General features: G+C 66.6%; 15 protein-coding genes. 8 read left to right on the top strand and 7 right to left on the bottom strand.

What is annotated here, in order from left to right; genetic code table 11:
* Positions 1-107: 107 nt before the first annotated feature.
* Both L0C59_RS03075 and L0C59_RS03070 read right to left on the bottom strand, forming a co-directional pair.
* Entirely contained in the window at positions 108-827 is a 720-nt protein-coding gene (locus L0C59_RS03075; RefSeq protein WP_243089750.1) for an MIP/aquaporin family protein, read from the bottom strand.
* Positions 808-2,688: a phospholipase D-like domain-containing protein gene (locus L0C59_RS03070; protein WP_243089749.1), complete on the bottom strand. Its 1,881-nt coding sequence runs from the start codon at positions 2,686-2,688 to the stop codon at positions 808-810. The genes L0C59_RS03075 and L0C59_RS03070 overlap by 20 nt, the downstream gene beginning before the upstream one ends.
* On the opposite strand from L0C59_RS03070, the gene L0C59_RS03065 reads away from it, so the two are divergent.
* The 8 genes from L0C59_RS03065 (at position 2,689) to gcvPB (ending at position 12,994) form a co-directional block, all read left to right on the top strand.
* The gene (locus L0C59_RS03065) at positions 2,689-4,218 is read left to right on the top strand and encodes a Ppx/GppA family phosphatase (protein ID WP_243089748.1); all 1,530 of its coding nucleotides are present in this window, start codon (positions 2,689-2,691) and stop codon (positions 4,216-4,218) included. It begins immediately after the preceding gene.
* Positions 4,219-4,271: 53 nt separating this feature from the next.
* Positions 4,272-6,002 carry an NAD-dependent malic enzyme gene (locus L0C59_RS03060; protein ID WP_243089747.1) on the top strand — a complete coding sequence of 577 codons (1,731 nt, stop codon included), beginning with the start codon at positions 4,272-4,274 and terminating at the stop codon, positions 6,000-6,002.
* Between the two features lie 4 nt (positions 6,003-6,006).
* The gene (locus L0C59_RS03055) at positions 6,007-6,936 is read left to right on the top strand and encodes a DNA double-strand break repair nuclease NurA (RefSeq protein WP_243089746.1); all 930 of its coding nucleotides are present in this window, start codon (positions 6,007-6,009) and stop codon (positions 6,934-6,936) included.
* Positions 6,936-8,669: an ATP-binding protein gene (locus L0C59_RS03050; protein ID WP_243089745.1), complete on the top strand. Its 1,734-nt coding sequence runs from the start codon at positions 6,936-6,938 to the stop codon at positions 8,667-8,669. The genes L0C59_RS03055 and L0C59_RS03050 overlap by 1 nt, the downstream gene beginning before the upstream one ends.
* Positions 8,670-8,684: 15 nt before the next feature.
* Entirely contained in the window at positions 8,685-9,734 is a 1,050-nt protein-coding gene (gene gcvT / locus L0C59_RS03045) for a glycine cleavage system aminomethyltransferase GcvT (RefSeq protein ID WP_243089744.1), read from the top strand.
* 18 nt (positions 9,735-9,752) lie between these two features.
* Entirely contained in the window at positions 9,753-10,139 is a 387-nt protein-coding gene (gene gcvH, locus L0C59_RS03040; protein WP_243089743.1) for a glycine cleavage system protein GcvH, read from the top strand.
* A 117-nt stretch (positions 10,140-10,256) separates the two neighbouring features.
* Complete coding sequence (gene gcvPA, locus L0C59_RS03035) at positions 10,257-11,573, top strand: aminomethyl-transferring glycine dehydrogenase subunit GcvPA (protein WP_243089742.1); 1,317 nt, start codon at positions 10,257-10,259, stop codon at positions 11,571-11,573.
* Positions 11,570-12,994 (top strand): aminomethyl-transferring glycine dehydrogenase subunit GcvPB, encoded by a 1,425-nt coding sequence (gcvPB, locus tag L0C59_RS03030; protein ID WP_243089741.1) that lies wholly within the window; start codon positions 11,570-11,572, stop codon positions 12,992-12,994. Before gcvPA ends, gcvPB begins: the two co-directional genes overlap by 4 nt.
* Positions 12,995-13,042: 48 nt before the next feature.
* Here the strand turns inward: gcvPB and L0C59_RS03025 are convergent, their stop codons facing one another.
* The 5 genes from L0C59_RS03025 to L0C59_RS03005 are packed head-to-tail and all read right to left on the bottom strand — an operon-like array spanning position 13,043 to position 17,654.
* Positions 13,043-13,471, bottom strand: a complete 429-nt coding sequence (locus L0C59_RS03025) for a rhodanese-like domain-containing protein (protein ID WP_243089740.1) — start codon at positions 13,469-13,471, stop codon at positions 13,043-13,045.
* Positions 13,472-13,516: 45 nt separating this feature from the next.
* Positions 13,517-14,278: a polysulfide reductase NrfD family protein gene (locus L0C59_RS03020; protein ID WP_243089739.1), complete on the bottom strand. Its 762-nt coding sequence runs from the start codon at positions 14,276-14,278 to the stop codon at positions 13,517-13,519.
* On the bottom strand, positions 14,271-14,858 hold the full coding sequence (locus L0C59_RS03015; RefSeq protein WP_243089738.1) for a 4Fe-4S dicluster domain-containing protein: 588 nt from the start codon (positions 14,856-14,858) through the stop codon (positions 14,271-14,273). Before L0C59_RS03015 ends, L0C59_RS03020 begins: the two co-directional genes overlap by 8 nt.
* Positions 14,858-17,155 (bottom strand): molybdopterin-dependent oxidoreductase, encoded by a 2,298-nt coding sequence (locus L0C59_RS03010; protein ID WP_243089737.1) that lies wholly within the window; start codon positions 17,153-17,155, stop codon positions 14,858-14,860. Before L0C59_RS03010 ends, L0C59_RS03015 begins: the two co-directional genes overlap by 1 nt.
* Positions 17,127-17,654, bottom strand: a complete 528-nt coding sequence (locus L0C59_RS03005) for a TorD/DmsD family molecular chaperone (RefSeq protein WP_243089736.1) — start codon at positions 17,652-17,654, stop codon at positions 17,127-17,129. The genes L0C59_RS03010 and L0C59_RS03005 overlap by 29 nt, the downstream gene beginning before the upstream one ends.
* Positions 17,655-17,818 lie beyond the last annotated feature (164 nt).

Here is a 17,818-nt window from a genome sequence, read left to right as displayed (position 1 = left end):
GCCCTCAACGCCAGCAACATCCTTAGCGGGATGCCAAACGCGGTTTTCCCCTCAAGAAGTGCCGATTACACCGCAAAGAGCCTCGTGGGGGCACTCCAGGTGGAGTTCTACCTGTCCAGGGCCCGGTACGCTGCCACCGCTCCCAGGGCTCCCAGGATGGGGAAAAGGGCGGGGACCAGGAGGTAGGAGTTGGCCGCACCCTCCACCCCAAGGATCCAGGCCAAAAACCTGGGGGCAAGGTCCCGGGCAGGATTTAAGGCGAAGCCCCCGGGTCCTCCCAAACCGTACCCCACCGCTGCCACGGTGAGGGCCAGCCAAAGGGCCACGATGCGCCCGTCCTTTCCTGCCGCCAGGATCACGCTCATGAGGGCGAAGGTACCCAGGGTTTCCGCCACCGCCGGGCCGCTAAAGGTGTAGAGGGCCTGGGGTTCCGTGCGGAGGAAACCCGGTCCCGTGCTGAACACGTTGGGCATTCCCTGGGCCAGGAGGCCTTCCCGGTAGGCGAAAAAGGCTCCTAGGGCCCCCAGTAGCCCACCCAGAAACTGGGCCGCCAGGTACAAGGGCACAAGACGCCAGGGAAAGAGGCGTCCTGCAGCCAGGGCCAAGGTAACCGCAGGGTTGAGATGGGCCCCGGAAAGGGAGCGGCTGGCCAGTACTCCCACCAGCACCGCCAGGCCCGAGCCCAGGGCCAGGGCGTCGTAGCCGTAGGCCCCCGGGGAAAGCCGGGGTGCGAGAACCGCATTGGCGGCGCTTCCCACGGTGAGGAGGACCAGAAGAAAGGTCCCCAACACCTCCCCTGCAAACCCTCTACCAACGATGCGCATCATGGTGGCCTCCCCAAAGCACCTCCTCGTCCTTTGGGGTCAGGAGGAAGCTGTTGCGATCGTCCCGGATCTGGCGCTTCAGCACCCGGAGGACCCGCTTTTTGCCTTCCTTGTCCAGGATGGGGAAGAGCAGTTCAAACCGGCTTTGGAAGTTCCGGGGCATGGCGTCGGCGCTGGTGAGGTAGACCCTCCAGTCTCCCTCTCCCCGGAAGGCGGCCACCCGGGCGTGCTCCAGGAAGCGGCCCACCAGGCTTTTGGCCCGGAAGGCGGGGTGAAGGAGGGTGAGGGTGCTCCGCACCAGGAGGTCCACCCGGGCTCCCGCCTCCGCCGCCTGGACCAAGGCCTTTAGGACCGCGGGGTCCGTGAGGTGGTTGAACTTCAGGATGACCCGTCCCTTGGGATGGGCCTCTTTGGTGATCTCTTCCACCAGGAGGTTCCGGATGGCCTCCCCGGTGCGGAGGAGGGAGAGGGCGAGGGGAGGCTGGAGAGGGAGGTCCTTTGGGCCCGGGCCCTGCGGGGGGAACCCTTCCCCGGGATGGCTGGCCCACAGGGCCTGGAAGAAGGCGTGCACCTCCCGCACCAGCTCCTGCCGACCCGTGAAGAGGGAGAAATCGGTGTAGAGGCGGCCGTTTTGCGGGTTGTAGTTGCCGGTTCCCAGGTGGGCGTACCCCTTTCCCTTGTGGGTGAGAAGGAGAAGGGCCTTGGCGTGCACCTTGCGCTCGGGTAGGGGAAGCACCTCCACCCCAGCCCGGAGGAAGCGCAGGTACCAGTGGAGGTTCAAGAGCTCGTCGAAGCGGGCCCGCCCCTCGAGGAGCACGTGCACCTTCTTCCCCGCCCGCGCCGCCTGGATGAGGGCCTCCGCCAGGGGGTTTTCCTCCCCGATGCGGTACAGGGTGGCCCAGACCTCCTTCACCTCGGGGGAGAGGGCCTCCTGGGCAAAGCGCTCCACGGCGGCGTAGTCGGCGAAGGGGTGGTAAAGGAGGAGGTCCTTTCGCTCCAGGTGGGCCAGGGGCTTTTTCAGGAAGGCCCGGGGCCGCTCGGGTTTGAGGGGATGGAAGCGCCACTCCTTGGGGCCCTCGGCCACCAGCCTTTCCACCAGGGTGAGGTTCAGGGGCGGGGGCAGGAGGAGGACCTCTTCCGGGATGAGCTCCAGGGTCTGCCGAAGCTGCTCCAGCCAGGCCTCCGGGAAGCCCTCCTCCGCCACCAGCAAGGTGGCCACCCCCTCCTGGCGCCCTTCCAGGGACTGGGCCAGCTCGTCCCAGTCCGCCCGGGCCCGCTCGCTTTCCAGCAGGCGCAGCACCCTGAGCTCGTAGAGGGGGGAGGGCTCGGGCAGGAAGAGGTCGCTTCGGGCGCGCATCAGGGCTCCCAGGCGCACGTAGGTTCCGTCCCGCCCGGGGACGGAAAGGAGGCGGGGGAGGTCCTGGGGCAGGCGCACCAAATACGCCTCCGAGGCGAAGTAGAGGGCCCCGTGGGAGAGGTCGGAGGCGGCCTCCCAGGGGATGAGGTCCGTGCGGGGAGCCACCACCTCCGCCAAGTAGACCCGGAAGTAGAGCCAGTCCTCCTCGTCCAGGTCCTGGGGCTCCCGGACCTGGAGATGGGGACGGGCCTCCTCGAGCAGGGCCTGGTAGCGCTGGTAGGCCAGCCTGGCCTGGGCATAGGCCTCCTCTAGCAAGGCCCGGTGGTCCTGGCTTCCCCGCCTTTCCCAAAAGGGTTTGGCGATGCGGGCGGCGAAGAACTCGTCCAGGTTGCGGTTCCAGATGGCGAGAAAGCGCATCCTCTCCAGAAGGGGAAAGTCGGGCCTCTCCGTCTGCAGGAGGACCCGGCGGTTAAACTGGAGCCAGCTGGCCTCGGGCAGGAGGTGCATTTGCTAAAGATTACGCCCTACGAACGTCAGAAGGAGGTCAAGTCCCGCTCCCTGGCCATCATGGACCTGGGCTCGGGTACCTTCCGCCTGGTGGTGTACCAGTACGAGCCCGGCCTCTCCTTCCACCTGGCGGACGAGCTGCGGGAGCCCGTGGCCCTGGGGGAGGGGCTTAGCCGGGGGTGGATCAATCCCCAGGCCCTGGAGCGGGGCAGGAAGGCCCTGAGGGCCTTTGCCGATTTCCTCCGGGCGGTGGCCCCGGAGGAGGTGCGCATCCTGGCCACCAGCGCCATCCGGGACAGCGAAAACGGCCGGGAGATCCTGGAGGAGGCCCTGGCCCTGGGGCTTTCCCCAAGCCTCCTTTCCGGGGAGGAGGAGGCCCGTCTCGGGGTGCTGGCGGTGGCCAACGCCCTGCCCCTGGAGGACGCCCTGGTGGTGGACCAGGGTGGGGGCAGCGCCCAGGTTTCCCGGATGCAGGGGCGCCGTTTCCTATGGGGCAGGGCCCTTCCCCTAGGGGCCTTGCGCCTCAGCGAGGGCTTTTTGGCCACCGATCCGCCTGCCAAGGCGGAGGTCAGGGCCCTGGAGCGGGCGGTGGCCTCCCACCTCGAGGCCCTCCCCCTCGAGCCCGGCCTGCCCCTGGTGGGCCTGGGGGGGAATGTGCGGGCGGTGGCCCGGTTGCACCAGAAAAGGCGGGGCTATCCCCTGGACCTCGTGCACGGTTATCACCTCCCTCGGGAGGGGGTGGAGGAGCTTTACGAGGACGTGCTAGGCTTGAGCCTGAAGGCCCGCTTGGAACTCCCCGGGCTCCAGCCGGACCGGGCCAGGACCCTCCCCGCCACCCTGGCCTTCCTCCGCACCCTCCTGCGCCATACCCGGGCCCCGGGCCTGTGGCTGAGCGGCATGGGGATCCGGGAGGGGGCCCTCTTCCAGCACCTCTGGCCCCCGCCCCACCTCCTCCCCGACCCCCGGGCCTTTGCCGTGGAGAACCTCTTCCGCCGCTACCCCTTCCGCCCGGACCACCGGGAGCGGGTGAAGGCCTTGGCCCTGGCCTTGTACCAGGGGCTTCTCCCCCTCCACCGCTACGGCCCGGAGGAGGAGCACCTTCTCCTGGAGGCCGCCCACCTTCACGACATCGGCATGCACCTGGGTTACCACGAACACCACAAGCACGGGGCCTACCTGGTCCTCTCCGAGCCCCTCTTGGCCACGCCCCATCGGGAGCAGGCCCTTTTGGCCCTCCTGGTGCGCTACCACCGCCGGGGGAAGCCCTCCTTGGGGGGGTTCCGGGGCCTCATGGCCCGGGGGGACGGTAAGAGGCTTTTACGCCTGGCCGCCCTGCTCCGCCTGGCGGAGATGCTGGAACGCACCCGTTCTGGGCGGGTGAAGGGGGTCAGGGTGGAGCTGGGGGGGAGGGTGCGCTTGGCCTTGGAGGCGGAGGCGGACCCCTGGGTGGAGCGCCTGGAGGCGGAGAAGCAAGGGGAGCTGTTCCAGGAGGCCTTTGGGCTTCCCCTCGAGGTGGTGTGGAAGGGGTAGGGGCGGGAGGGATTTCCCTGGTCCTACCGCCTTGGCCGTGGAAGAATAGGGCTATGCCGGTCAGCCGCTATTACGATGTCAAGCGGGACGAGCGGGGCGAGCGTTACCTGGAGCCCTATGTTTCCGGTTTTCTTTTGCTGAGGCTTCCCCTCCTCAACAAGGGCACGGCCTTCACCGAGGAGGAGCGAAGAGCCCTGGGCCTCGAGGGCCTCCTCCCCCCCCATGTGAACACCCTGGAGGAGCAAAAGGAACGCGTCTACCGCCGCTACCGCCTCATCCAAAGCCCCCTGGAGAAGCACATCTATCTCCGCCACCTCCAGGACCGCAACGAGGTGCTCTTTTACGCCCTCTTGGTGGACCACCTGGAGGAGATGCTCCCCATCCTCTACACCCCCACGGTGGGGGAGGCGGTGCGGGAGTTCTCCCACATCTACCGCTACCCCCGGGGCTTCACCGCCAGCACCAAAAACATCCACCGCATCGAGGAGGCCCTGGCCAACGTGCCCCTGGAGGAGGTGCGCCTCATCGTGGCCACGGATTCCTCCGCCATCCTGGGGATCGGGGACCAGGGGTATGGGGGCATGGCCATCTCCATCGGGAAGCTCACCCTTTACACGGCTGCGGGGGGTGTGGGCCCCGACAAAACCCTTCCCGTGGAGCTGGACGTGGGCACGGACCGGGAGGACCTCCTCACGGATCCCCTTTACCTGGGGGTGCGGCACAAGCGCCTGAGGGGGGAGGAGTACTACCGCTTCCTGGACCGCTTCGTGGAGGCGGTGCGCAAGCGCTACCCCAAGGCCCTGATCCAGTGGGAGGACTTTGCCAAGGAGGCCGCCTTCACCGTGTTGGAGCGTTACCGCAAGGTGATCCCCTCCTTCAACGACGACATCCAGGGCACCGGGGCGGTAGCCCTGGCGGGGGTGCTGGCTGCCTGCCGCCTTAAGGGGGAAAAGCTTTCCCAGCAGGTGGTGGTGGTCTATGGCGCGGGCGCCGGGGGCATCGGGGTGGCTTGGGCCCTGCGGGAGGGCATGAGGCGGGAGGGCCTTTCCCCAGAGGAGGCCCGGGCCCGGGTTCTGGTGCTGGATTCCAGGGGCCTCCTGGTGGAAGGCCGAGGCATGGAGGCGTACAAGGAGCCCTACGCGCAAAGGCCTGAGCGGATTGCGGGGTGGGAGTTCGCTGGCCCTTACCCCAACCTCCTGGAGACCATCCGCCACGCCCGGGCCACCGTGCTCCTGGGCCTTTCCGGCCAGGGGGGGAGTTTCACCGAGCCGGTAGTGCGGGCCATGCTGGAAAACACTCCCCGCCCCGTGATCTTTCCCCTTTCCAACCCCACCTCCGCCTCCGAGGCCTTCCCCGACGACCTCATCTACTGGACGGAGGGAAGGGCCCTGGTGGCGGCGGGTAGCCCCTTCCCCCCCGTGGGCTACATGGGGAGGACCATTCCCATCGGCCAGGGGAACAACGCCTTCATCTTTCCCGGCCTCGGCCTGGGGGCGGTTTTGGCCCGGGCCCGCGAGGTGACGGACGGGATGGTGTTGGAGGCAGCCTACGCCCTTTACGACTACACGCGAAGCCATTTCCCCGAGCTCCTTTACCCCCCGGTGGCCCGGCTGCGGGAGGTATCCCCTTATGTGGCGGCCCGGGTGATGCAGAAGGCCCTCGAGGAGGGCGTGGCCGAGGAGGAGCGGGTGAAGGGGCTTTCCTTCAAGGGGCTTATGGAGTTCGTGCGGAGCCGTTTCTGGGAGCCCAAGTACCTCCCCTACCGTCCAGCCCCGGTAATCTAAGGGCATGGCCTGGCGGCTTTACGCCCTGGAGCTTTCCCACCTCGAGGGCCCGGGGAGTGGGGAAGCCCTCTCTGGGGCCACGGTTTGGGGCGCAGAGGAGGGCCACCCCGCCAGCTTCCATCCCCTGGAGGAGCCATGGGAGGCGAGAAGGGCCCGTCCCGTGCCCTGGCCCGAACCCCTTTACTTCGTGGACGGAAGGGAGCGGGTGGAGGCCCTCATTTCCGATGGCAGGAGGCTTGTGCTCCTGGGGTGTGTGGCCGCTGGGGCGGTGGTGTTTGCCCAGGGGGCCATGCGCCTTCTGGAGCCCAGGGTGCGCCGGGTGGGGGTGGGGTTGGAGGAGGCCTTGCACCTGGGGGATCTGGTGTACGAACCCCTGCCCCTGGAGGGGTCTAAAGGCCCGGAGGATCTCCTCACGGCCCTCCAGGAGGGCTTGCGGAGGGCCAGGGCCCACCTGGAGGAGGGGCTGGCGGGGACCCTCACGGGAGGCCTTCTCGTGGTGGATGGCCCCGTGCGCCTAAGGCGCGAAGGCCCGGTTTTGGGGTACATCAAGACCCACTGGGCCCACTACCTTCCCGAGGACAAGGAGGCCCTTTTGCCCCTCCTGAAGCCCGGGGAGCGCACCCCCATGTTTAGGGTGCGCCGGGAGGGACAGGAACTGGCCAGCTGGTATCTGCGCCTGCCCCTTCCCCCGGAGGGGGTGCGGCCGCCGGAAAGCGGGCTCCTACGGGTGGAAACCCCCCTGCAGGGGGATTTGGGCGCCCTGGCGGACCTATCCTTGAGCCTGTTTCCCGCCTTGGCCTCCCACCCGGTGAAGGACCCCAGGGCCCCGCAGAACCTTTTGCCCGTGGGGGGGCTTGAGCGGGAGTTGGCCCGGAGGATGGGGAGCCGGGAAGTGGTGGCCCGCATCCTGGCCCGGCATCTGGGAGGTGGTTGATGGAGCGTATCGGTGTGGTCTTGGGCAGGCGGGAGGCCACCCCCTTGGAGTTCTGGGTGGGGGTGGAGGGGGAGGGCCTGCTGCGCCTGGACGATCTGGTGGTGGTGGAGGGTTTCCACCCCAAGGTGGGCAAGGTCCGCTACTTCGGCATGGTGGACCTGGTGGCCAAGGCCCACGAGGGGGAAAGATTTGACACGGACGTCTTCTTGGCGGTGGGGGGGAAGATCCCCGTGAGCCTGGCCTACGTGGCCCACGTGAGCGTGACCCGCATCGTGCCCGAGGAGTTTTTCCCCCCTGATCCCGGTTCCCCCGTGTACCTGGCCCGGGGGGAGGACCTGGGGCTTGCCCTTTACTACGATGCCATGAAAAACCAAAGGGGAAGCACCAGGCTCCCCGTGGGGTTTTTGAAGAACGGGGAGGTGGCCTACCTCAACCTGGAGTTCCTGAACGGGGTGAAGGGGGGGCACGTGAACATCTCGGGCATCAGCGGGGTGGCGGCCAAGACCAGCTACGCCACCTTTCTCCTGAAGAGCCTGTTGGAAAGCGGGGTCCTCGAGGAGGCCCACCAGGCGCGGGTGCTCCTTTTCAACGTGAAAGGGGAGGACCTCCTCTTCCTGGACAAGCCCAACCTGCGGCTTTCCGAGGAGGCCAAGGAGGAGTACCACCGCCTGGGCCCTCCCCCCACCCCCTTTGGCAGCGTGCGCTTCCTGGCCCCGCCCAAGAAGGGAGGGGAGGGGATCCTCCCTGATGTGGAAACCCGCCTGGAGGGGGTAAAGGCCTACCACTGGGACCTGGTGCAGTTTGCAAAGAAGGGGCTTCTGCCCTTCCTCTTCACCGACAAGGGGGCCCTCACCAACCTGGGCTTCCTGGTGGCCCAGGTGACGGAGAAGTTGAGGCGGCTTGCGGAGGGGCAGAAGGGGCCCCACCTCCTGGTGGCGGACTGGCCCGCAGGGGAGCTTCCCGAAGAGGTCACCTTTGACGACCTGGGCAGGGTGCGATTGAAAAGCTTCCCCGACCTGGTGCGCTACCTGGAGTACAAGCTTTTGGGTCCAGAGACGGGGGAAGGGGAGGGGGATAAGACCTGGACCGCCCGCCAGGCCCGGGGGACCCTGGAGGCCTTCATCCGGCGCCTGCGCTCCAGCGTGGAGAACGTGGGCCACCTGGTCCGAGGGGACCGCAAGGGCAACCCCCCGGACCCCCTGGAAGGGGGGGAACAGGTCCACGTGGTGGACCTGGCCAAGCTCTCCCCCCAGGCCCAGATGTTCGTGGTGGGGAGCCTCCTTTCCGACCTCTTCGCCAAGAAGGAGCGGGGCCAGTACCGGGGCCGGGTCTTCGTGGTGCTGGATGAGCTCAACAAGTACGCCCCCCGGGACGAGGAGAGCCCCATCAAGGACGTGCTCCTGGACATCGCTGAACGGGGCCGCTCCCTGGGGGTGATCCTCATCGGGGCCCAGCAGACCGCCAGCGAGGTGGAGCGGAGGGTGGTGGGCAACGCCGCCATCCGGGTGGTGGGAAGGCTGGATGCCGCCGAGGCCGAGCGGCCCGAGTACCGCTACCTCCCCACCTCCTTCCGGCAGCGGGCCCTGATCCTGCCCCAGGGGATGGTGATCCTGCACCAGCCGGAGATCCCCGTGCCCCTATTGGTGCGCTTCCCCTTCCCCGCCTGGGCCACCAAGCGGGAGGAGGTCCTCGAGGACAACTCCGCCGAGGCCTTGAGGAGGGAGTTCTTCTAGTAGGATGGGGCTGCCATGAAGAAGACCCCGCTTTACCCAGCCCACCTGCGCCACGGGGGGCGCATGGTGGAGTTTGCCGGCTACGCCCTTCCCCTGCAGTACACCTCCATCGTGGAGGAGCACCTGGCGGTGCGCCGGGGGGCGGGGCTTTTCGACGTGAGCCACATGGGGGAGTTCCTGATCCGGGGTGTTGAGGCCCTTGCCTTCCTCCAGTGGGCCACGGCCAACGATGCCGCCAAGCTCAAGGTGGGCCGGGCCCAGTACTCCATGCTCCCCAACCCTCGAGGGGGGGTGGTGGACGACATCTACCTGTACCGGATCGCCGAGGAGGAGTACCTCATGGTGGTCAACGCCGCCAACATCGCCAAGGACTGGGCCCACCTTAAGGAGCTCTCCCGAGGCTATTCCGTGGAGCTCACCGACCTCTCGGAGGAAACCGCCCTCTTGGCCTTGCAGGGTCCCCAGGCGGCCTCCCTCCTCCAGGGCTTGACCGAGGCGGATCTTTCCCTAACGAAAAAGAACCAGGTGTTTGGCGCCCGGGTGGCCGGCAGGCCTGCCCGTTTGGCCCGCACGGGGTATACGGGGGAGGATGGCTTTGAGCTCTTTCTGGCCCCCGAGGATGCCGAGGCCGTCTTTGAGGCCCTTCTAGAGGCGGGGGCGACCCCGGCGGGCCTGGGGGCCCGGGACACCCTGAGGCTGGAGGCGGGTTTCCCCCTCTATGGCCACGAGCTTACCGAGGACACCAATCCCCTTTGCACCCCCTGGGCCTGGGTGGTGAAGAGGGAGAAGGATTTCCTTGGCAAGGAGGCCATGCTGGCCGCACCCTGTGCCGAGAAGCTCATCGGCCTGGTGCTGGAGACGGGGATTCCCCGGGAGGGGTACAGGGTGTATTCCGGCGACCGGGAGGTGGGCCGGGTGACCAGCGGGGGTTACTCTCCCCTTTTGGAAAAGGGCATCGCCCTGGCCTATGTGGAAAAGGAGGCGGCGGAGCCCTTCCTCGTGGAGGTTCGGGGGCGCAAGGTGGGGGCTTCCCTTAGCCCATTGCCCTTTGTGCCGCTAAAATAGCGGGGGTTAGGAGGCGTTATGGACATACCCAAGGACCGCTTTTACACCAAGACCCACGAGTGGGCCCTGCCCGAAGGGGACACGGTTTTGGTGGGCATCACCGACTACGCCCAGGATGCCCTGGGGGACGTGGTGTACGTGGAGTTACCCGAGGTGGGGCGCAAGGTGGAGAAGGGCGAGGCGGTGGCCGTGGTGGAGAGCGTGAAGACCGCCTCCGATATCTATGCCCCGGTGTCGGGTGAGGTGGTGGAGGTGAACGCCGCTTTGGAGAAGACCCCGGAGCTCATCAACCAGGACCCCTATGGGGAGGGCTGGATCCTCCGCATCCGCCCCTTGGACATGGGGCACCTGGATGACCTGCTGGATGCGGCCGGCTACCAGGAGGTCTTGGAGAGGGAAGGGTAAGTTGGCGGGTATGGCGAGCCCTGGGCTTTGGGACGCCCGGAGGCCCTTAGCCGGGCGGCGGAGCCCTTGTGTGGCCCCGGGTCAAATGGCCCGGGGGTTTTGTTTAAGGATGGACCTATGGACTACACGCCCCATACCGAGGAAGAGATCCAGGCCATGCTGGAACGGGTGGGGGCCGGGAGCCTCGAGGACCTCTACCGGCACCTGCCCCAGGAGATCCTAAACCCCGAGATCTCCCTGCCCGAGCCCTTGCCGGAGTGGGCGGTGCTGGAGGAGCTTAGGCGGCTTGCGGGGAAAAACCAGCCTGCCTTCAAGGCCTTTTTGGGGGGTGGGGTTCGTAGCCACCACACCCCGCCCGTGGTCCAGGCCCTGGCGAGCCGGGGCGAGTTCTTGACCGCCTACACCCCTTACCAGCCGGAGGTGAGCCAGGGGGTTTTGCAGGCTACCTTTGAGTACCAGACCATGGTAGCGGAGCTTGCGGGCCTCGAGGTGGCCAACGCCTCCATGTACGACGGGGCCAGCGCCTTAGCGGAGGGGGTCCTTTTGGCCCTGAGGGAAACGGGAAGGATGCGGGTCCTGGTCTCCCAGGGGGTGCACCCGGAGTACCGGCAGGTGCTCAGGAGCTACCTGGAGGCGGTGGGGGCAGAGCTTTTCACCCTGCCCCTGGAGGGGGGGAGGACTCCTTTAGGGGAGGTGCCCGAGGGCACGGGGGCCGTGGTGGCCCAGCACCCCAACTACCTGGGGGCCTTGGAGGACCTCGCCCCCTGGGTTGAGCGGGCCCATGGGGCGGGGGCGCTTTTCGTGGTGGTGGCCGATCCCCTTTCCCTGGGGGTTTTGGAGCCCCCAGGGGCCTACGGGGCGGATATCGCCGTGGGGGACGGCCAGAGCTTGGGCCTGCCCATGGGGTTTGGCGGGCCCCACTTTGGGTACCTGGCCACGAGAAAGGCCTTCGTGCGCCAGGTGCCCGGGCGGCTGGTTTCGGAAACCGTGGACGCCGAGGGGAAGCGGGGGTATATCCTCACCCTCCAAGCCCGGGAGCAGTACATCCGCCGGGCCAAGGCCAAGAGCAACATCACCACCAACGCCCAGCTCACCGCCCTCATGGGGGCCATGTACCTGGCGGCCTTGGGGCCTTTGGGGCTTAAGGAGGTGGCCCTGAGGGGTGTGGCCATGGCCCATCGCCTCTGGGAGCTTCTTCTGGAGATACCAGGGGTGGAGCCCTTTACCCCAAAGCCCTTCTTCAACGAGTTTGCCCTCAGGCTCCCCAAAGACCCCCACGCGGTGCGGGAGGCTTTGGCGGCCAGGGGCTTCCACGCCGCCACCCCGGTGCCCAGGGAGTACGGAGAGAACCTGGCCCTGTTCGCCGCCACAGAGCTCCACCAGGAGGAGGATCTTCTGGCCCTTAAGGAGGCCATGTGGGAGGTGTTGGCATGAGCTACCCCTTGATTTTCGAACGAAGCCGCCGGGGAAGGCGGGGCCTCAGGCTGGTAAGGGAGACGCCGGAAGCCACCCGCTACATCCCGGAGGAGTTCCTGCGCAAGGCCCCACCCCGGCTTCCCGAGGTGGACGAGCTCACCCTGGTGCGCCATTACACGGGGCTTTCCCGCCGCCAGGTGGGGGTGGATACCACCTTCTATCCCTTGGGCAGCTGCACCATGAAGTACAACCCCAAGCTCCACGAGGAGGCGGTGCGGCTTTTCGCCCATCTGCACCCCTACCAGGACCCCAGGACCGCGCAAGGGGCCCTGGAGCTCATGTGGCAGCTGGGGGAGTACCTGAAGGCCCTCACGGGCATGGACGCCATCACCCTGGAGCCCGCCGCCGGGGCCCACGGGGAGCTCACCGGGATCCTCATCATCCGCGCCTACCACGAGGACCGGGGGGAGGGGAAGAAGAGGCGGCTGGTTTTGGTGCCGGATTCCGCCCACGGTTCCAACCCCGCCACCGCCAGCATGGCGGGCTACCAGGTGAGGGAGGTGCCCTCGGGAACGGATGGGGAGGTGGACCTCGAGGCCCTGAAGCGGGAGCTTGGCCCCCATGTGGCCGCCATCATGCTCACCAACCCCAACACCCTAGGCCTCTTTGAAAGGCGGATCCTGGAGATCTCCCGCCTGAGCAAGGAGGCGGGGGTGCAGCTTTACTACGACGGGGCCAACCTGAACGCCATCATGGGCTGGGCCCGGCCGGGGGACATGGGCTTTGACGTGGTGCACCTCAACCTGCATAAGACCTTCACCGTGCCCCACGGGGGGGGCGGGCCGGGCTCGGGGCCCGTGGGGGTGAAGGCCCATCTGGCCCCCTATCTCCCCGTACCCACGGTGGAGAGGGGGGAGGAAGGCTTCTACCTGAACTTTGACCTCCCCAAGAGCATCGGCCGGGTGCGCAGCTTCCACGGCAACTTCCTGGCCTTGGTGCGGGCCTGGGCATACATCCGCACCCTGGGCCTGGAGGGGCTGAAGAAGGCCGCGGCCCTTTCCGTGCTCAACGCCCGTTACCTGAAGGAGCTTCTAAAGGAAAAGGGTTACCGCGTCCCCTATGACGGGCCCTGCATGCACGAGTTCGTGGCCCAGCCCCCCCAGGGTTTCCGGGCCCTGGACCTGGCCAAGGGGCTTTTGGAGCTGGGCTTCCACCCGCCCACGGTGTACTTCCCTCTCATCGTTAAGGAGGCCCTGATGATCGAGCCCACGGAGACCGAGGCCAAGGAGACCCTCGAGGCCTTCGCCGAGGCCATGGGGGAGCTGTTGCAACGGCCCAAGGAGTGGCTGGAGGGGGCCCCCTACACCACCCCTGTGCGCAGGCTGGACGAGGTGCGGGCCAACAAGCACCCCAAGCTCACCTACTTTGACGGGGATTAAGGGAAAAGGGGGAGGGAGGCAAGGTCCCTCCCCCTCCTCAGGTTCTCTCTACTTTTCCACCGGCAGGTTGGCACCGGTCCAGGCCTTGAAGCCTCCCAGGATGCTTTTCACGTTGTACCCCTGGCCCCGCAGGTAGACCAGCCCCATGGCACCCCGGTGGCCGATGCCGCAGTAGATGATGATGGGCTTGCCCTTGGGGATTTCACCAAGGCGCTTGGGCAGCTCCCGAATGGGGATGTTGACCGCACCGGGGATACGGCCATCCTTGAACTCCGCGGGCTCCCGCACATCCAGGATGAAGACGTCCAGGGTGTCCATCATCTGCTTGGCGGCGGCGGGCTGGATGCCGTAGAAGTCCGCCGGCAAGGTGGCCAGGAAGTTCCCCACCTCCCGCACCGTGAGGGCGGAGAAGGTGGTGGTGGCCTGCGCCAAGACCGGAAGCACCAGGAGAAGCCCAAACCAAGCCAGTTTCCTCATGCCTTTCATCGCACACCTCCTTCATTCCTCAGGGGAGTACCTCCCCTAAAGGCCGAGTCCCTGCCACTGGCCCACGGCCACCAGGAGGGTTCTAAGCCCGGCGGCGGCCAAGAGGGCGGCCCAGGGGGCCAGGCTTTTCTTCCAAAAGGCCCCAAGCCCCAGGGCCAGGAGGAGGCCGTAGATGACCCCCCCTTCCTCCAGGAGGTGCGCCCGGCCCTCGAGGCTCAGGGTGAAGGGGTAAAGGAAGGCCAGGAGCAAGGATGCCCCCAGGAGGATGCGCAAGGGGTATAGGGCCCAAGGGCTTTTGAGGAGAACCGCTACCCCGAGCCCCAAGACCAAGGCGGTGAGGGGGAATAGGCCGGCCAACAGGGCGTTCCAAAGCGGCCGGTTCAGGTTTACCGCCAAGGCCATGCCGGGGTAGGCCAGGGCCACCAGGCTAAAGGCCAAAAGACCCCAGGCCAGGGGCTTGCGGGGTCCTCTCCCCAAGTAGAGGAGCCCGGCCGTGAGGAAGGAGAGGGCCAGGCCCCAGGACCCCCACCAGATGGGGCTTGCGGGGTGGAAGGAGAGGAAAAGCCACACGTGGCTGAAGCGGAAGCGGGCAGGGGATTCTGCCCAGAGCACGAACAGGTCCAGGGCGATCAGGACCAGGGCCCACAGGGTGTAGCGGCGGGCCTCCCCGTGGCCCCCTAGGTGGAGGAGGCTTGCCAGAAAGGCCATGCCCCCCGCCAGCCCCACCAGGATGAAGTGGAGAAGGTTGGTTCCATGCCAGAACTCGCCGGCATTGGGAAGGCCGTAGAACTCAGTCATGGTGCACCTCCCGTTCCCGGGTGAGCCCCTTCTTGGAAGGGGCGTTCAGGTAAAAGAGCTTGGGCCTGGTGCCGAGCTCGGGCCTCAGCACGTCCACCCGCTCAGCCTCCCTTAGGGCCTTGGACACCGGGCTTTCCGGATCCTCCAGATCCCCGAAGGTGCGGCAGAGGGTGGGGCAGGTTTCCACGCAGGCGGGAAGCCGGCCTTGCTCGATGCGGTGAGCGCAGAAGGTGCACTTGCTCACGTAGCCGCCGGGGTGCAGGTAACGGGCATCGTAGGGGCAGGCGGCGATGCAGGCCCCGCAGGCGATGCACTTTCTCGGATCCACCAGGACCAGGCCCTCTGGGGTTTGGTAACTGGCCCCCGTGGGGCAAACGGGTACGCAAGGGGGGTTTTCGCAGTGCAGGCACTGTTCGGGGCGGAACTCCACCACTAGGTCCGGGTAGGTACCCAGTTCCCGCTCCCGGATCCAGAGGTTAAAGACCCCTGGGGGGACCTCGTTTTCCATCTTGCAGGCCACGGCGCAGGCGGCACAGCCCACGCAGAGGCTAAGGTCGATGGCCATGGCGTACCGGGGCATCACATCCTCCTTTCGTCAAAGGGGCGCTTGGCCAGGGAGCTCAGGCTAGGCAACCGGGGCTTTTCCGCCTTCTCTAGCCTGACGAAGTTGATCCTGAGGCCTGCCCCTCCGGAGATGGGGTCCAGCTTGTACCGGGTTTGCAGGTAGTTGTCGGAGGCTCCGCGGCCGTGGGCTACCCGCATGAGGGGGGCCTTGTGGCCAAAGCCGTGGACCAGATATACGCAATCCTTCCGGATCCTCTCCGTGGCTTTGAGCCGTACCGGGCCTTCCCTTACCCCGTCCTGGTTTTCCAGGACCACGTAGTCCCCGTCCTTCAGACCAAGCTTTTGGGCTTCCTCCCGATGGATCCAGACCTCGTTTTCCGGGTCCATCTCCATGAGGACCCAGTTGTTTTGGGTCCGGGCAAAGGTGTGCACCGGGCTTCGGCCGTAAAGGAGGCGGTAGAAGCCAGGGGGCGGCTCTTCGGGGGGGGTGAAGACGGGCAAGGGGGGGTGGCCCGCCGCCTTGAAGGCCTGGCAGTAGAGTTCGATCTTCCCCGAGGCGGTGCCGAAGGGAAGCCGGCCTTCCTTTTCCCAATCCTCCAGCCAGGGCTTGCCCTTTTGCACCAGGGTGCCCATGCCCTTTAGGGTTTCCAGGTCAAGGCCGATGCTTTGGAGGCGGGTGTCCAGGTACTCCTCTATGGTCTGCCAGGGGAAGAACTCGCCCAGGCCCAGGCGGATCCCCAGCTCCCTGGCGATCCACCAACCGGGCTTGGTGTCGAAGAGGGGTTCGTGGGCGGGAACCCTGAGCTGGATGAAGGGGGTCTTGTGGGCTACGGCCACCAGGTCGTCGTAGCGCTCCAGATAAGTGGCCTCGGGCAGGATCACGTCGGCCCACATCACGTGCTCCTGGGGTAGCACGTCGATGGCCACGTAGAGGTCCAGGTTTCTCAGGGCCTCCTTGGTCCTGGGCACGTTGGGGATGGAGTGGAAGAGATTGATGCCGTAGGCGATGAGCCCCTTGATGGGGTAGGGCTCGCCGGTGATCATGGGCTCGATGAGCTCCTGGATGGCGGTGGTGCGGGCGAAGAACTTGCCCTTGTCGGCTCGGGGCCGGAACCCCTCTGGCTCGTGGTCCCCGCCGGCGGGACCGGAGCAGCCTCCCGCTGCGGGCTCCAGGGGAAGGGGTGGGGTGGGGTACTTCTCCAGGTAGGGGTTTTGGGCGATGTAAAACCCTCCTTTGCGCCCGTAGTTGCCCAGGAGGACGTTCACGTAGTAGAGGGCCATCATCCGGTAGGTGTCGTCCCCGTACCAGACGGTGTGCCGGGTGGGGGGCAGGACTGCCTGGGGCTTGTGGGCCGCCATCTCCCGGGCCACCTGGCGGATGGTTTCGGCGGGGATCTCCGTGTGCTTTTCCGCCCACTCGGGGGTAAAGTCCCTCACGTGGGCCTGGAGTTCCTCGAAGCCCGTGGTGTACTTGGCCACGTACTCCTTGTCGTAGAGATCCTCGTAGATGAGGACGTGGATCCAGGCCAGGAGCAAGGCGGTGTCGGTGCCCGGCTTGATGGGAAGCCAGAGATGGGCCTTGGCGGCAGCGGTGGAGAAGCGGGGGTCCACCACCACCACCTTGGCTCCCCGTTTCAGGGCTAAGGCGAAGTCCTGGAGCTGGGTGTTGTGGGTATCCTCCCCTATATGGTGGCCGATGAGGACGATGTAGCGGGCGTTTTCCCAGTCGATGGGTTCATGCCCGCCGATGGGCCGGCCAAAGATCCACTGGGAGGCCACCTCCCGGGGGGCGGTGCAGATGGCCACTGAGGGCTTGGCGGCGTTGGGGCTGCCCCAGGCGGCGGGAAGGAAGTCCACGAACCAAGAATCCCCGGTGCCGTGGCCAAAGAAGGCGATGGCCTCGGGGCCGTATTCCTCTTTGATCTTTAGCATCCTTTCTGCCACGTGGTCCAGGGCTTCCTCCCAGGTGGCTACCCGGTACTTGCCCTCTCCCCGCCGGCTTCCCTCCACCCGGATCAGGGGGCGCTTGAGCCGGTCGGGGTCGTAGGTGGTCTGGGGCATGCCTTGCCCTCGAGGACAAAGCCGGCCCCGGCTTTTGGGATTGGCCTCGTAGCCTTCCACCTTGTAGACCCGGTTGCCCACCGCGTGGGCCACGATCCCGCACCGCCAGAAGCACCCTTCGCAGATCTGGTAAACGCTTCGTACCTCTCCCCGGTACCAAGGGGTCTTAAGGGCCTTGGCGGGGCCACTGCCCCTTAGGGCCAGGGCACCTGCGGCCAGGGTGCTAAGCTTGAGAAACTCCCGTCTTTGCATGGATGGCCTCCTGTAAAAGCTCCACCAAGGTGGCGTAAAACCCCGTGGGGTCGTGGGTTTTCACCTGGGGGGCGAAGCGGTCCAGCCAGGGCTTTAGGAACTCCCGGGCGAGCCTTTTTGCCAGATGGGGCTTTTTATCCGCCAAGAGGGCGATGGCCTCCCCGATGGCGGCGATGTGGTCGGGCAGGTCCCGCCAGGTGGCCTGCACCTCGAGGCCCCCTTCCAAATAAAGCTCCTGGAGGCGGTGGAAGGAGGGGCCGAAGAGTTCCCCGTCCAGGGCATAGCCCGCGTAGGGGGGGGCGGGAAGCCCCTCGGGGTGGGTGACGAAGAGGGCGGTGTAGGCGGCCTGGAGTTCCCTGGGGGCCACCTTGGGCAGGGTCACGGGGTGGCCGGTAAGTTCCTCCAGGGCTTCCTCCAGGGTGCCCGCGTAAAGCTCCCGGAAAAGGGCTTCCCCCGGCGGGGAGAAGAAGCTTGCCGTGACCCAGCCCAGGAGTTCCATGCCTTACCTCCTGGGCTTAGGGTAGAGCTTGCTCCCTCTTTCACGAGACAGAGGGTTTTACCCGTTCCTGTCGGAGGATTTCCTAAGGCAAATGTCCTTGGGAAGAATGTCCCAAGAAGGGTTTTGGGCAGAGGCTTCCCCCTGTTTTCCGGGGCAGTTTTTCT

The organism is Thermus neutrinimicus (assembly GCF_022760955.1).
Lineage (GTDB): Bacteria > Deinococcota > Deinococci > Deinococcales > Thermaceae > Thermus > Thermus neutrinimicus.
Note: the sequence above shows the minus strand (reverse complement) of the source record. Positions and strands in the feature narration are given on the sequence as shown.

Bases quoted from the DNA above. Each gene is read 5' to 3' on its own strand.
- gcvPA (WP_243089742.1), top strand. From the start codon at position 10,257: ATGGACTACACGCCCCATACCGAGGAAGAGATCCAGGCCATGCTGGAA.
- gcvH (WP_243089743.1), top strand. From the start codon at position 9,753: ATGGACATACCCAAGGACCGCTTTTACACCAAGACCCACGAGTGGGCC.
- L0C59_RS03015 (WP_243089738.1), bottom strand. From the start codon at position 14,858: ATGCCCCGGTACGCCATGGCCATCGACCTTAGCCTCTGCGTGGGCTGT.
- gcvT (WP_243089744.1), top strand. From the start codon at position 8,685: ATGAAGAAGACCCCGCTTTACCCAGCCCACCTGCGCCACGGGGGGCGC.
- L0C59_RS03070 (WP_243089749.1), bottom strand. From the start codon at position 2,688: ATGCACCTCCTGCCCGAGGCCAGCTGGCTCCAGTTTAACCGCCGGGTC.
- L0C59_RS03005 (WP_243089736.1), bottom strand. From the start codon at position 17,654: ATGGAACTCCTGGGCTGGGTCACGGCAAGCTTCTTCTCCCCGCCGGGG.
- L0C59_RS03025 (WP_243089740.1), bottom strand. From the start codon at position 13,471: ATGAGGAAACTGGCTTGGTTTGGGCTTCTCCTGGTGCTTCCGGTCTTG.
- gcvPB (WP_243089741.1), top strand. From the start codon at position 11,570: ATGAGCTACCCCTTGATTTTCGAACGAAGCCGCCGGGGAAGGCGGGGC.
- L0C59_RS03020 (WP_243089739.1), bottom strand. From the start codon at position 14,278: ATGACTGAGTTCTACGGCCTTCCCAATGCCGGCGAGTTCTGGCATGGA.
- L0C59_RS03060 (WP_243089747.1), top strand. From the start codon at position 4,272: ATGCCGGTCAGCCGCTATTACGATGTCAAGCGGGACGAGCGGGGCGAG.
- L0C59_RS03050 (WP_243089745.1), top strand. From the start codon at position 6,936: ATGGAGCGTATCGGTGTGGTCTTGGGCAGGCGGGAGGCCACCCCCTTG.
- L0C59_RS03075 (WP_243089750.1), bottom strand. From the start codon at position 827: ATGATGCGCATCGTTGGTAGAGGGTTTGCAGGGGAGGTGTTGGGGACC.
- L0C59_RS03010 (WP_243089737.1), bottom strand. From the start codon at position 17,155: ATGCAAAGACGGGAGTTTCTCAAGCTTAGCACCCTGGCCGCAGGTGCC.
- L0C59_RS03055 (WP_243089746.1), top strand. From the start codon at position 6,007: ATGGCCTGGCGGCTTTACGCCCTGGAGCTTTCCCACCTCGAGGGCCCG.